Origin of the sequence: Treponema primitia ZAS-1 (assembly GCF_000297095.1) — a bacterium.
Taxonomy (GTDB): domain Bacteria; phylum Spirochaetota; class Spirochaetia; order Treponematales; family Breznakiellaceae; genus Termitinema; species Termitinema primitia_A.
In genome coordinates this window covers 81,001-93,244 of the sequence record NZ_AEEA01000056.1, presented here as the reverse complement: position 1 = coordinate 93,244, position 12,244 = coordinate 81,001, and the positions used below count along the sequence as shown (strand labels likewise).

The 12,244-nt window shown below is 47.7% G+C and carries 12 protein-coding genes and 4 tRNA genes; 6 read left to right on the top strand and 10 right to left on the bottom strand.

The window, feature by feature from the left end; translation table 11 throughout:
* Positions 1 to 6: 6 nt before the first annotated feature.
* From clpX to TPRIMZ1_RS0110280, 4 genes are all read right to left on the bottom strand, one after another.
* Positions 7 to 1,260, bottom strand: coding sequence for an ATP-dependent Clp protease ATP-binding subunit ClpX (gene clpX / locus TPRIMZ1_RS0110295; RefSeq protein ID WP_026043660.1), 1,254 nt, complete (start codon positions 1,258 to 1,260; stop codon positions 7 to 9).
* Complete coding sequence (locus tag TPRIMZ1_RS0110290) at positions 1,244 to 1,858, bottom strand: ATP-dependent Clp protease proteolytic subunit (protein ID WP_010258679.1); 615 nt, start codon at positions 1,856 to 1,858, stop codon at positions 1,244 to 1,246. Before TPRIMZ1_RS0110290 ends, clpX begins: the two co-directional genes overlap by 17 nt.
* An 8-nt stretch (positions 1,859 to 1,866) precedes the next feature.
* Positions 1,867 to 3,234, bottom strand: a complete 1,368-nt coding sequence (tig, locus tag TPRIMZ1_RS0110285; protein WP_026043659.1) for a trigger factor — start codon at positions 3,232 to 3,234, stop codon at positions 1,867 to 1,869.
* Positions 3,235 to 3,405: 171 nt separating this feature from the next.
* Positions 3,406 to 3,477: transfer RNA gene (locus TPRIMZ1_RS0110280), tRNA-Gly, on the bottom strand.
* A 173-nt stretch (positions 3,478 to 3,650) separates the two neighbouring features.
* Here TPRIMZ1_RS0110280 and TPRIMZ1_RS0110275 point away from each other — a divergent pair.
* The 3 genes from TPRIMZ1_RS0110275 to TPRIMZ1_RS0110265 are packed head-to-tail and all read left to right on the top strand — an operon-like array spanning position 3,651 to position 6,822.
* On the top strand, positions 3,651 to 5,021 hold the full coding sequence (locus TPRIMZ1_RS0110275; RefSeq protein WP_010258673.1) for an ABC transporter substrate-binding protein: 1,371 nt from the start codon (positions 3,651 to 3,653) through the stop codon (positions 5,019 to 5,021).
* 18 nt (positions 5,022 to 5,039) lie between these two features.
* Positions 5,040 to 5,960 (top strand): carbohydrate ABC transporter permease, encoded by a 921-nt coding sequence (locus TPRIMZ1_RS0110270; RefSeq protein WP_010258670.1) that lies wholly within the window; start codon positions 5,040 to 5,042, stop codon positions 5,958 to 5,960.
* A gap of 1 nt (position 5,961) precedes the next feature.
* Positions 5,962 to 6,822, top strand: coding sequence for a carbohydrate ABC transporter permease (locus tag TPRIMZ1_RS0110265; protein ID WP_010258667.1), 861 nt, complete (start codon positions 5,962 to 5,964; stop codon positions 6,820 to 6,822).
* 8 nt (positions 6,823 to 6,830) lie between these two features.
* Here TPRIMZ1_RS0110265 and TPRIMZ1_RS0110260 read toward each other — a convergent pair whose 3' ends face one another.
* Positions 6,831 to 7,508, bottom strand: a complete 678-nt coding sequence (locus TPRIMZ1_RS0110260; protein WP_010258664.1) for a response regulator transcription factor — start codon at positions 7,506 to 7,508, stop codon at positions 6,831 to 6,833.
* A 10-nt stretch (positions 7,509 to 7,518) separates the two neighbouring features.
* Positions 7,519 to 8,916, bottom strand: a complete 1,398-nt coding sequence (locus tag TPRIMZ1_RS0110255) for a sensor histidine kinase (RefSeq protein ID WP_157784218.1) — start codon at positions 8,914 to 8,916, stop codon at positions 7,519 to 7,521.
* 176 nt (positions 8,917 to 9,092) lie between these two features.
* On the opposite strand from TPRIMZ1_RS0110255, the gene TPRIMZ1_RS18800 reads away from it, so the two are divergent.
* A complete protein-coding gene (locus TPRIMZ1_RS18800; RefSeq protein ID WP_010258658.1) occupies positions 9,093 to 9,902 on the top strand; it encodes an MBL fold metallo-hydrolase in 810 nt (269 codons plus the stop codon).
* A 97-nt stretch (positions 9,903 to 9,999) separates the two neighbouring features.
* Here TPRIMZ1_RS18800 and TPRIMZ1_RS0110245 read toward each other — a convergent pair whose 3' ends face one another.
* From TPRIMZ1_RS0110245 to TPRIMZ1_RS0110230, 4 genes are all read right to left on the bottom strand, one after another.
* A complete protein-coding gene (locus tag TPRIMZ1_RS0110245) occupies positions 10,000 to 10,269 on the bottom strand; it encodes an insulinase family protein (protein ID WP_010258654.1) in 270 nt (89 codons plus the stop codon).
* A 201-nt stretch (positions 10,270 to 10,470) separates the two neighbouring features.
* A tRNA-Leu gene (locus tag TPRIMZ1_RS0110240) sits at positions 10,471 to 10,551 on the bottom strand.
* Positions 10,552 to 10,756: 205 nt separating this feature from the next.
* Positions 10,757 to 10,828 (bottom strand) — tRNA-Gly (locus tag TPRIMZ1_RS0110235).
* Positions 10,829 to 10,836: 8 nt separating this feature from the next.
* Positions 10,837 to 10,909, bottom strand: a tRNA-Lys gene (locus tag TPRIMZ1_RS0110230).
* Positions 10,910 to 11,150: 241 nt separating this feature from the next.
* Between TPRIMZ1_RS0110230 and TPRIMZ1_RS0110220 the strand changes: the two genes are divergently transcribed.
* Both TPRIMZ1_RS0110220 and TPRIMZ1_RS0110215 read left to right on the top strand, forming a co-directional pair.
* Positions 11,151 to 11,579, top strand: coding sequence for a flavodoxin (locus tag TPRIMZ1_RS0110220; protein ID WP_010258650.1), 429 nt, complete (start codon positions 11,151 to 11,153; stop codon positions 11,577 to 11,579).
* A 32-nt stretch (positions 11,580 to 11,611) separates the two neighbouring features.
* Positions 11,612 to 12,238, top strand: a complete 627-nt coding sequence (locus TPRIMZ1_RS0110215) for a DUF3793 family protein (RefSeq protein WP_157784216.1) — start codon at positions 11,612 to 11,614, stop codon at positions 12,236 to 12,238.
* Positions 12,239 to 12,244: the final 6 nt, after the last annotated feature.

Genomic DNA, 12,244 nt, shown 5'->3' with positions numbered 1-12,244 from the left:
AATTCCTCATGCAGATTTCTGGACAGGATGGATTTCCGGGGGTTCGGATTTTTCAACCACATCCTGGGTGATCACTACCCGTTTGCTCCCCTCCATGGACGGCAGTTCGAACATAACGTCCGTCATGAGCCGTTCCACAATGGCCCGCAGACCCCGGGCGCCGGTTTTCTGTTTGATCGCCGTATCCGCTATGGCGTCAATGGCGCCTTCGGTAAACTCAAGCTTTACTTCATCAATGGCCATGGAAGCCTGGAACTGTTTGACAATGGCGTTACGCGGCTCGGTGATGATACGCCGCAGGTCTTCCCGCTTAAGCTCTTCGAGGCTCACGGTGATGGGCAGCCGGCCGATAAACTCGGGGATCATGCCGAAACGGATAAGGTCATCCGGGTGGAGGGCGTCGTACAGTTCCTTGAGGTTCCGGTCTGTCCGGTCCTTAACATCCGCGCCAAAGCCCATGGGATGCTGAACCACCCGCTGTTCGATGTACTTATCAAGCCCCACAAAGGCCCCACCGCAGATAAAGAGAATATCCGTAGTATCGATGCGGATCATCTCCTGGTTGGGATGCTTCCGCCCGCCCTGGGGAGGCACCGAAGCGATAGTCCCTTCGATGATCTTGAGCAGCGCCTGCTGGACACCCTCCCCGGACACATCCCTGGTGATAGAAATATTCTCGCCCTTCCGGGCGATCTTGTCGATTTCGTCGATGTAAACGATGCCCCGTTCGGCGGCGGCAATGTTACCACCGGCGTTCTGGATAAGCTTGAGGAGGATATTCTCCACATCCTCACCCACATAGCCCGCCTCGGTAAGGGTGGTGGCGTCCACGATGGCAAAGGGAACCTTGAGTTTTTTCGCCAGGGTTTTGGCTAACAGGGTTTTCCCGGTCCCCGTGGGGCCGATGAGCAGTACATTGGACTTTTCAATCTCCACATCATCCGGCTCTTTGGAGGGGTTGGCTATACGTTTGTAATGATTGTAGACCGCCACGGAAAGGGCGCGCTTGGTTGCTTCCTGGCCTATGACAAAAAGATCCAGGTAGGCCTTGATTTCCTTAGGAGTGGGGATATCCCCGGTAAACTGGGTAGAAAGCTCGTGGTCCTCGTCGGTGAGGATCTTCCGGCACACCTCCACACATTCATCGCAGATAAATACATCGTTGGGGCCGGCGATGAGACGCCGGGCCATATCGGCGCTCTTACCGCAAAAAGAGCAAGACCGTTCATAGCCTCCGGAACCGTTACGAAGTCGCGCCATTTTTTTCCCTCGTTAAGACCCGATCCACCACGCCGTAGGCTACGGCGTCCAGGGCGGGCATGTAGAAATCCCGTTCCATATCAAGGGCAATCTGCCCCTGATCCTTCCCGGTATGTTTCGCAAAATATTCTATGGTGAGTTTTTTAAGCCTGATAATTTCCTGGGCCTGGATACCAATATCCCGGGCCTGTCCCTGGGCGCCTCCCCAGGGCTGGTGCATCAGCACACGGGCAGAGGGCAGCACGAAGCGCTTCCCCGCGGCGCCCGCGGTGAGTATCAGGGCGGCCATGCTGGCGGCCTGGCCCAGGCAAATGGTTTGTACATCCGCCTTGAGGTACTGCATGGTATCGTAGATAGCCAAACCGGCGGTTACGGAACCGCCCGGGGAATTGATGTACAGGTTGATGTCCTTCGCCGTATCCTGGCCGTCCAGGAAGAGCATCTGGGCTACCACCAAGTCTGCGGTGAGGTCGTTGATTTCCCCGTCCAGAAACACAATCCGGTCTTTGAGAAGCCGGGAATAGATATCGTAGGAACGTTCCCCCATACCGGTTTGTTCAACCACCACGGGGACCAGGTTATTCATATATTCATTCATGTTTTTTATCACCCATTATTACTTACAAGATCCAGGTACTTTTCCTTCTTGCCCTTCTTTATAGTATTTTCGGCAAGCATAACGTCAAAAAGCTTACGTTCTTTGATATCTTCTTTCAAATATGCCCGCATATTGTCCTGTTCGTAGTATTTCTTTATATCCTCCACCGGTGAGACGGTTTCGACTGCCAGGTTTTCAAATTCCTTCTCCACATCATCGTCGGTCGCCTCAAGGCCAAGCTCTTCCATCAAAGATTCAACAATGAGCCGACTATGGAGAGCCTTAAGCACATCGGGCCGCCACTCGGCGGTGATTTCCTCCGGTGTCTTTCCCGAAGCGCCCATGATTTTAAGGAGATCCTCCGGGGTGGTATTAAAGCGCCGGGCCAGGTTCCGCCACCGGGAATCAAGCTCTATACGGACCATGGATTCGGGAATCTCCACCGGAACACTTTCCATAATCTTTTCCAGAAGATTGTTCAGGGTAATATCCCGCAGCCGCTTATCAAGGTTCTTGGTAAGCCGTTCCGTAATATTGGCCTTGAGATCATCCAGGGTTTTGAATTTTTCATCCACATCCTGGGCAAGATCGTCGTCCAGGGCGGGGAGTATCTTCTTTTTCAGGGCCGTCAGGGTAATGCGAAGTTTTATAGTTTTCCCCGCCAGGTCCTTATCGGTAAAATCTTCAGGATAGGTCTTTACGATATCCTTGGTTTCCCCTTTCTTCATTCCGGTAACTTCATCGTCAAACTTGTACAGGTTATACCCCGAACCGAGGGTAAAAACGAAATCTTCCCGTTTGGTTGCGTCCACCGGCTCTCCGGTTTCGGAAAGTTCCTGGTAATCCACGGTAACCACATCATCCTTCAGGGCCGCAGCGCCATCGTCCTTGTCCTGGACTATGGCGTTCCGGTCCCGGATGGTCTCCAGTTCCCGGCCTATATCTTCGTCGGTAACGCCGGCGTCGGGGGCCTCCACCGTAAGGCCCTTCCAGGTTTCCACCTTTACCGCGGGCAGCACATCGTAGGTTACAGAGAAATTCAGGTCCGAATCGAGGCTAAAGACCGGTTCCTCCCCGACCTGGGGGGTGGAATAGGGGAGGGGTTTATCACCCTTGGGGAAGCTTTCATCTTCAAAAATGTCGGTAATCGATTTTTCGATAATACGGCCCAGGGCTTCTTCTTTAATAGCGGAACCGATTTTCCGTTCCAGAACCTCCCTGGGCGCCTTACCCTTACGAAACCCCGGAATCTGCAGGTTCTTGCTGTAACCGGACAGAAGCTCATCGTACTGGGTGCGGACATCGTCCTTGCCGACCGTAACGGTCAATTTTACACTGGAATGTTCAAGCCGGGTAATTTCCTTGGATATAGCCACTTTATTCCTCTTCTTATGATAAATATACCATTTTTTTGTAAAAAAGGCATTTTTTTCTGAAATTGAGCGGGAAACGGGAGTCGGACCCGCTCCATACGTCCCTTCGGTCCGTTTGTCGATAGGAATGGATTTACGGCCCGACTCCCGCCTGTACCGCAAAAAAAACCTTCGAGCGGGAAACGGGAGTCGGACCCGCGACATCGACCTTGGCAAGGTCGCGCTCTACCACTGAGCTATTCCCGCATGGTATAGGACTGTAGTCTAATATATTCGGCAAATTAGAGTCAAGTATGGAGGATTTTTAGATGATACAACCGGGGGATTTATATAATAATGTTTAAGAAATTTCATATTGTGGAATCCCATAACCGGACTTACCATGACTCATCTTAATCAATTTAATTGGAGGAAAAGTGATGAAAAGGATGAAAATTCTTTTTTCAGTTCTAGGTCTTGCCCTTTTGGCAGGAAGCGGTCTATTTGCAAACGGAGGCAGCCAGGCAAGTAAAGGGCCAACGGTTGTCCGGGTCTGGTCAAATGATGCCCACAATAAGGATGAGTATGTAAAGGCCATTGATGCGTGGAATGCAGGCGAGGGTGCGCAAAAAAATATCCGTATTGAATATACGGTATACGGCGGAGATTATGCCCAAGTTCTGGACATAGCGTCCCAGGCCGATGAGATTCCCGAACTCTTCAAGGCAAATGACCGTATTCCGTCATTAATTGCCAATAAGAAGATCATTCCAGTGACCGAATTGCCGAATTTCAAGAGTGTTATAGATGAATACACCCCGTATTTTAAGGAAAATCTTTCCACTTTTGGCGGTGTTCCCTATGCAATTCCCCTTAATCAGCAGTGTTTCGGCCAGATTACTAATACCGATTTACTGCGCCGGGCCGGGTTTAACGCTCCTCCTAAAACCTGGGATGAATTTGAACGCGCCGCGATTGCCATAAGCAAACTTGATCCGGGGAAGGTGTACGGTTTCGCGCTGCCGGTACAGTGGGATTACTTCAGAGAATTCTACATCATGGTCAGCGCTACCCCTTCTATCGGTAGTTTCCAATGGGATTTTACCAATGGCAAATATGTGTTCAGCAGGCTCACGCCTTTCTTTCAAATGATTCAACGCCTTGTCAAGGCCGGCGCCATGTTCCCTGGTGCGGAAACCCTGAGTGATGATGCGCTCCGCGCTCAGTTTGCCGAGGGAAATATTGGTATGATCATGGGTTCCGGTTCATTCAATGTAGGCGTTTTTTACGATCAGTTCCCGGTGAAAGCCCAGTGGGAGGAATCACCCGTACCGGTACAGGATCTTAACAATGCGTATAAAGGACAGGCGGTTATTGGCGCGCTGTATGCGGTAAGCCAACAGGCAAAAGATCGGGGCATTCTCAATGAAGTTGCGGAAGTGTATAAGGTGATTTGTTCCCAGTCTCTGCGTGAAGAATTGTATACCTCAGGTAAGGACATCCCGATTAATCCCAAAATTTCTCAATCCGCAAAGCCTCCGGTCAGGCGGCAGTGGAACGCTTTTGCGGAAATCGGCGCCAATACGGTCTTAAAAGGAACCATTCCTGATGAGATGTTCTCTGTCGAAGGCGATGATTACTACACGGTGTTTTCCAAGCTTTGCCTTCTGCAGGCGGAACCTGCCGCAGCTCTTGCCGATCTTGACCGGCGCTATGACGCCGCCTTTGCACAGGCAGTAAGCCGGGGTATTATCAAGCGGGCGGACTTTATTGACCCAAGCGTAGAAGCAGCTTTCAAAATCAATAAATAACACAGCGGAGGCATGAGGATGGCTAAAATTTTACGAAAGCGGAATTATGATGCGGTTGGTAAAACCCAGGAAATCCTCATGCTGCTCCCTATGTTTATTGGTTTTCTTATGTTTGTGGTCTATCCGATATTATGGGTGCTCCGGTGGGCATTGTATGATTACGGCGGCTACGGGGCTCCCATCTATATTGGATTTGAAAATTTCATCCGGGCTCTTACCAGGGACAATAAATTTTGGTTAGCCCTGATCAATACATTTTACCTTGCCGTGATGAAACTGGTTATTGAGTTACCACTTGCCCTGGCATTGGCTTTTTTTGTGAATAAAAAAGTAAAGGGCAGTTCTTTTTTCCGTGTTGTATTTTTTCTACCTACCGTATTTAGCGTTGCGGTTATCGGCCTTGTTTTTACGATCTTGTTCAGCGCCTATAACGGTATGGTAAATGCTTTTTTGTCATTTCTGGGATTAATAAAAGAAAATATTAACTGGTTCGGCACCCGCTTTATGTCGTTAAACGTAGTGTTGGTGGTTTCAATCTGGTCAACTTTCGGCCTTAACATGATATATTTTCTTATGGGGCTTCAGAATATTCCCAAAGAACTTTATGAATGCTCCATGCTCGACGGCGCTTCCGGCCTAAAACAGTTTTTCTATATAACTATTCCGTTGTTGGCCCCGGTAATGCAAGTTATTATATTACTCAGCCTGCTCGGTACTATGAAAATAACCGATTTACTGCTGGTTATGACCAACGGGCAGCCCGGAGGCCAGACCGAAGCAGTGATGACCTATATTTTTAAATTTTTCTTCGGATACGGCAGTAATAGCGCCAGAATGTCCTATGGGTATGGCTCCGCATTGTCAATAATTACTGCGGTAATTTTGGGGATTTTAACGGTCATATATCTTAAAAACTCACAAAAAATGAAGGATGTTTAGGATGGAGAAAAAACAGATGAAAATCAGCATACGGCCTGCCAGAATTTGTATTTATGTATTTCTCATCCTGATGACATTTATATGCCTCTTTCCCATTTTGTATATTGTCCTCGATTCCTTTAAAACCAATTCGGAAATTATGGTGGGCGGCGTGGGGCTTTTGCCGAAGGTTTGGCATTTTGAAAATTATTCAAAGGCCTGGAAACTGGCCAATTTTTCACGGTACACTTATAACAGTCTTTATATGAGTCTCTTTATCGTCCTGGGGTCGATTGCAACTGCCACGGTGGAAGGTTATATATTTTCCCGGGGAACTACCAAATTCAGTAAAATTGTGTACGGTATGGTGCTGGCCTCCCTTTTTATATCTATCGGCGCTATGAGTTTATACCCCCAGCTGGGGCTTGCGAAAATGCTGAAATTAAACGGTACCCTTTGGGGGGTTATCGTAATTCATGTGTTTGGCATGAACGCTACGCAGGCGTTTCTTGCCACAAGTTTTATTAATCAAATTCCCAAGGAGCTCGATGAGGCGGCGCGTATAGACGGTTGTAGTTTTGCGCGAATATTTTCATCCATCATTTTTCCTATTACCAAGCCCTTGATCGCAACTATCGGGCTTATCTCTTTTCGGGATGCCTGGAGTGATTATCTTTTACCCTATGTTTTTACTATTTCCAAACCTGCTCGAATGCCTCTTGTAGTAGGAGTTGTCAATTTAAAGACAACCGGGATTGCCGCTTCTTCCTGGGATATCGCCCTTGCAGGGATTAGTATTTCTATTATTCCTATGTTAGTTGTATATTTATTTCTAAACCGGTTCTTCATTGACGGCTTAACCGAAGGCGCAGTTAAAGGATAGGAACCCGGTTAATTCAAGTTAAAGGTTTCAAAGAAATTAATCTCTTTTAGTGATTTAATTACATCTTTCATTTTGTTTTTGTTGAATTTTTTCAGAATCCAGTAAATTTCCGAACGGATGGTGGTTTCTTCCACCAGGCGCTGGGTGGCTATATCCTTATATGAATATCCATCGTAGGCAAGTTTAATAATTTCAAATTCCGTATTGGTGATTTTCATCATCACCCGCAGGATTTCCTTCATTTGATCCTGTGTTTCCTGGATACGCCGCGCTTCGCTCATTATTTTGTTGGCGATTTCCGGCCGCAGCATCAGGCTGTTTGAAGCAACCGCGCGGATGGAAGTTAACACATCAGCAACATCGTTTGTTTTGATGATATAATCCATCGCCCCCGCAGCATACGCCTGGTACAAAAGATCGTCCCGGCTGTGAATGGTCAGGACAATTGCTTTTATAGCCGGTTCTTTTCCGTGTATTTTAGCGATTGCTTCGATACCATCGGTCCTGCTTTCCATTTGTATGTCCATCAGTATGATGTCGGGCTTTATGAGCAGGGCCTTTTCTACCGCTTCCGCACCGCTTGCCGCCAAGGCGGCAACTTCCATATCCGCTTCGCTTTGGATTATTTTGTTGAAATAATTACGGATTTCCGAAGAATCTTCTGCGATGATAATACGAATAGGCATAGTTTCCCCCTTACTTCTTTGATCTGGGAAGCATGATTTGTATAATGGTTCCCCCGCCGTATGTGCTTTCAACCCGTAACTGCCCCCAGTGGGCCTTGATAATTTTGTAGGCGTACGAGAGCCCGAGCCCCCAGTTTAATTTACCCGATTTAGTGCTGCTAAAAGGCTTAAACAGGCTTTTTAAGGCTGTTTTTTTGATACCCATGCCATTATCCTCAATAATGATAAATACCCATTGAAACAGGGCGGCAATATCTATACGTATAAACCCGGATTCCCGGTTTGTACCCGCAATGGCTTCCGCCGCATTGTCAAAAAGATTAACCAGTACACGCACAATATGAAAGTAGTCAAAACGAAAAACTAAAAGATCCTGATCGTAAACCTCCTTTTTAAAAAGGATTTTTATTCCCTGTTGTTTAATATATGGAGCGCTTTTGTCCAACGCCTCATTTATTGCCTCAAGCAGGTTGTTTTTTTTGAATTGATAGCGGATACTCCGCAGGGTTTCAAGCATTTGCGAAGTTTGCACCAGTGAGGATTCGGTCAATTCCACGATTTTCCCTGCCGCTTCATTATAGGTGTCCGTAAATGATTCCTTTGCCAGGATATTGATGCTGAAAAGCAGGTTCTTTTGGGAATGCAGGGTATCACTTAAAAATTCATTCATGCGATTTATATTTCGTTGTATTTTTCTGTCCGTGAAAACAGTGATAAGGCTTCCGAGGCGGTAATTGAGCAGTAATAATAGGGTAAACAGCAGAACAAATACGGTCAGTAGGGGAATGATAAGGTAATACCGGTAGAATACCTGGATATTCTCAAATATCCAGAATCCTGTGGCGAATGCCTTTTCCGGAGACATCATTAAGGGACCAAGGAAAAATACGCTGTAAAATAAAAGATTCATAATCCCAAGGCAAATTGCCAGCAGAACGAGCTGCCGCCGGATAAAGGGTATTGTATTCGTAATTACATATTTGGATAAAATATAAACAGGATAAAAGAGGTATACCAATAGCCAGATCCGGTTGAATTGGTGCAGAATGTAAATACATTTTGAGAAAAAAGGCGATACAGAAATGCTGTTAAAACTGATATATGCAAAATAAGCAGTTATAGGATCGTAGAAGAGCAAATTATAAATCACCATGGCAAGCAAGAATGTAATTCTTTTACTATTATGTTCATTGGTGTTGGTAAATTCATAGACAAAAAGGGGAACCGCCAGGAGATACAGGGCAATACCGATATTCATGAGCCGTGCAATGGTGGCGAGGGGCAGCTTAAAGCTTGTTCCCACGTAAGAAAAAATTGAATAATCAAGCTTGAATATGGGGCTAAAGCTATAATAATAATTTCCGAACTTGGTAAGATGGAGGGAGATGGAAAAGAACGCGATTGCCATTCCCATGACCATAATGACAAAAAGCCAACAATATCGGTTTTGATATTCCATTATCAAAAGAACTACCGAAAATATGAATAGTGAGATGATAATATAAAACACCGGTTTCGCTTCTTTACATAATCATCGAAACAATGATATAGTATGTTTATAACATAGTACATGGAGATACTGCTTTGGTCAATACAAATCATGGTGTGCATAAAATCACCAGCCATACCTGGCTTATTGATGAATTTGGTCTGGATACCCAGTATTTGCTGGAAGGCACAGAACGATCCCTGCTGATTGATACTGGTACCGGGGTTGCCGATTTACGCGCCCTGGTGGAGAAACTGACCGGTAAACCCTACGATGTGGCGGCGACCCACGGGCATAATGACCATACCGGGGGGTGCATACAGTTTCCCCAGCTTTTTATTCACCCTGATGATATTGCAATGGTTAATCCCACCCTGGAGAACAAGCAGGATTACGCAGCCAAAATACTTGAACGGTACGGGGCGGGTGATAGACCGGGATTTTCCCTTTCCGATATTGTTGACGGCCCTCTGCCTAAAATGATTCCTATCTGCGGTGGACATACCTTTGATCTTGGAGACAGAATAATTGAAACACTGGAAGTACCCGGCCATACCGCCGGTTCAATAGTTTTCCTGGACAGAAAAAACCATCTTTTATTTTCCGGTGACGCTTTAAATCCCATTTTTCTGCTTTGGATAGATGCACCATCCCCCGTGGATGCGGCCCGTATATTTTTAGGAAAGGCAAAACAAATCGCGGCGATGAGACGGGATGGCGCTTTCGAAGCCATGTATGGCGGGCATTGTGACAAGGATCCGCTCGATCCCCAGGTGCTGCCCGATCTGATCGCCTGCGCAGAGGGCATCATTGACGGCTCAATCAGCAAAAAGCATAAAAAGATACATATCTTCGATGCCCCATTTTATTCTTTTGGCCTTGCGGACATTTTGATGGATAAATAACCCATACCTATTTACCGCGTCTAAGACAAAATGTACTAAATGGTTGGCCGACAACTATTCTCCGGGAGTCAGGTATCCTGTCACATAATTATCCCGGTTAAAGTAGCGTACGGTTAATTTCTGCAGGTATTTCAAGCATATACACCGTTTCGTCAAACCAGGTATAGGCGTTTACTTCCAGACCGAACCCCATACCCAGGGATTCAAAATAGCTGATAAGTTCATTTTCGGAAAAATGGTTTGACCCGTTAAAGGCCATATGTTCAACCAGGTGGGCTATACCCCGTTCGTTATCGGCCTCCAGAACCGAGCCGGCCTTTACCACCAGCCCGAGGAAAATGCGGTTTTCAGGGTAATTGTTCCGCAAGATACGGTAGGAAAACCCGTTTCCCAGGACTCCGGAAACAAGGGCGGGATCATTTTCCAGGGGTGGTGTATTGACCCCGCGAAGCTTCCCGGGGAACCACCGGCCGGGCCAATTTGATCATAGTAGTTCCCCTGGGACTCGGCCTCTAAGCTTCGACATCCTGTCTCAGCTTTACGTTTGAATCCCATCCCTCTTACTTCGTGCGAGGGAAGGGACTCGAACCCTCATGCCAATGGCACCAGATCCTAAGTCTGGCGTGTCTACCAATTTCACCACCCTCGCAGTGGTTAAAACAACCAATTATTGTAGAATTTACCGGAAACAGGGGAGGGTGTCAATTAAGGGGGTATCCGACGATCCGGATACGAGCTGTTTTAATTAGAGCGAGAAACGGGAGTCAGACCCGCTCCATGCGTCGCTACGCTCCGCTTGTCGATAGGAAGGTATTCACGGTCCGCCTCCCGCCTGTACCACCCAAAAAACCTTGAGCGGGAAACGGGAGTCGGACCCGCGACATCGACCTTGGCAAGGTCGCGCTCTACCACTGAGCTATTCCCGCGTAACAAATGAGCCGCCCGAGGATCGAACTCAGGACCCGCAGATTAAGAGTCTGCTGCTCTACCAGCTGAGCTAGCGGCCCAAGAATACAAAAACCGCCCGTATGGCGATAAATGTTTGTTCAATGTATCGAAAAACGCCGAAAGCGTCAAGCCCTTTTTTTAACGTACCGGGATAAATGTCCATAGCTTTAATTCCCCCTCCGCCAGAAATCGACAATTTTTCTTAATTTTTTGTAAAAAATACCTTGACAGATGTTTTCCAGTCGTATATGTTAGTTTCATATAATATTGTTAGTATAATATAACTATAAGGAGTTTCAGATGAAAAAGGTTGTAATCGTATACTGGAGCAGCAGCGGTAATACCGAGACTATGGCAAAAGCGGTGGCCAAGGGGGTTACCGAAGGGGGCGGCGAGGCTATCCTCAAGACGCCGGATGCAGCCTCGGCGGATATGGTACAGTCGGCGGATGCTCTGGCCTTCGGGTCTCCCGCCATGGGGGATGAGGTTATTGAGGAAGGGGATATGGAACCCTTTATTGCGTCCCTAAGTTCCGATCGTATTAAGGATAAACCGCTGGGACTGTTCGGTTCCTATGACTGGGGGGACGGTCAGTGGATGCGAAACTGGGTTGAACGGATGAAGGGTCTGGGGGCAAAACTTGAGGGTGAAGGAATTATTGCGCACCTTGAACCGGAGGAAGCGGAGCTTGCCAAATGCCATGAACTGGGCAAAAGGCTGGCCGGGTGAGCGCAGATTTGGGGCCGGCGGATTTGGAGCCGATGGAACAATATACTGGTATTTCCGGCGAGGCGGTTCAGGAACAGTTCATGAATAAGCGTATGCTGGCAAACATATACCGGCTTATGCTCCGGTTCCGGGGAGAAAGGAACCGGCTGGAGGTATTTATACGCTGGGCCGCCGGACCTACAATCGGGGGTATTAAGCCGGCGTCTCTGGTACGTCTGCCCCGAAACGGGCTGGATAGGGCTTGGGATACCTGGGGGGAAGAAATCCTCCGGGCGCTGGACATCTCGGCAGTGTTTCTGAGGGAAAATTCCGCAGGCGCCCTGGTACTGCTGTACCGGCGGCGCTTACTGCGGAGGGTGCTGCACAGCCCGTCCGGGCGATACCTGGGATCCCTTTCATATCCCATAGGATCTGGGTTGGATTCCTGTTTGGAACATTTAGAAAATCGGTTTTCCAACCCGGCCATTTTCCCCCACGAAGTCGGAATCTTCCTGGGGTATCCCCCGGAAGATGTCATCGCCTTCTGTGCGGGAAAACCGAGTCCCTATGACTGCCGGGGCTACTGGAAAGTATATCACCGCCCGGAGAAAGCGGTACGGACTTTTGCCCATTTTGACCGGGCCCGGTTAAAAATTGTGGGGGAATTTTCCCCCACATAAACGAAA

Bases quoted from the DNA above. Each gene is read 5' to 3' on its own strand.
- clpX (WP_026043660.1), bottom strand. From the start codon at position 1,260: ATGGCGCGACTTCGTAACGGTTCCGGAGGCTATGAACGGTCTTGCTCT.
- TPRIMZ1_RS0110290 (WP_010258679.1), bottom strand. From the start codon at position 1,858: ATGAATGAATATATGAATAACCTGGTCCCCGTGGTGGTTGAACAAACC.
- TPRIMZ1_RS0110275 (WP_010258673.1), top strand. From the start codon at position 3,651: ATGAAAAGGATGAAAATTCTTTTTTCAGTTCTAGGTCTTGCCCTTTTG.
- TPRIMZ1_RS0110270 (WP_010258670.1), top strand. From the start codon at position 5,040: ATGGCTAAAATTTTACGAAAGCGGAATTATGATGCGGTTGGTAAAACC.
- TPRIMZ1_RS0110265 (WP_010258667.1), top strand. From the start codon at position 5,962: ATGGAGAAAAAACAGATGAAAATCAGCATACGGCCTGCCAGAATTTGT.
- TPRIMZ1_RS0110260 (WP_010258664.1), bottom strand. From the start codon at position 7,508: ATGCCTATTCGTATTATCATCGCAGAAGATTCTTCGGAAATCCGTAAT.
- TPRIMZ1_RS0110255 (WP_157784218.1), bottom strand. From the start codon at position 8,916: ATGGCAATCGCGTTCTTTTCCATCTCCCTCCATCTTACCAAGTTCGGA.
- TPRIMZ1_RS0110220 (WP_010258650.1), top strand. From the start codon at position 11,151: ATGAAAAAGGTTGTAATCGTATACTGGAGCAGCAGCGGTAATACCGAG.
- TPRIMZ1_RS0110215 (WP_157784216.1), top strand. From the start codon at position 11,612: ATGGAACAATATACTGGTATTTCCGGCGAGGCGGTTCAGGAACAGTTC.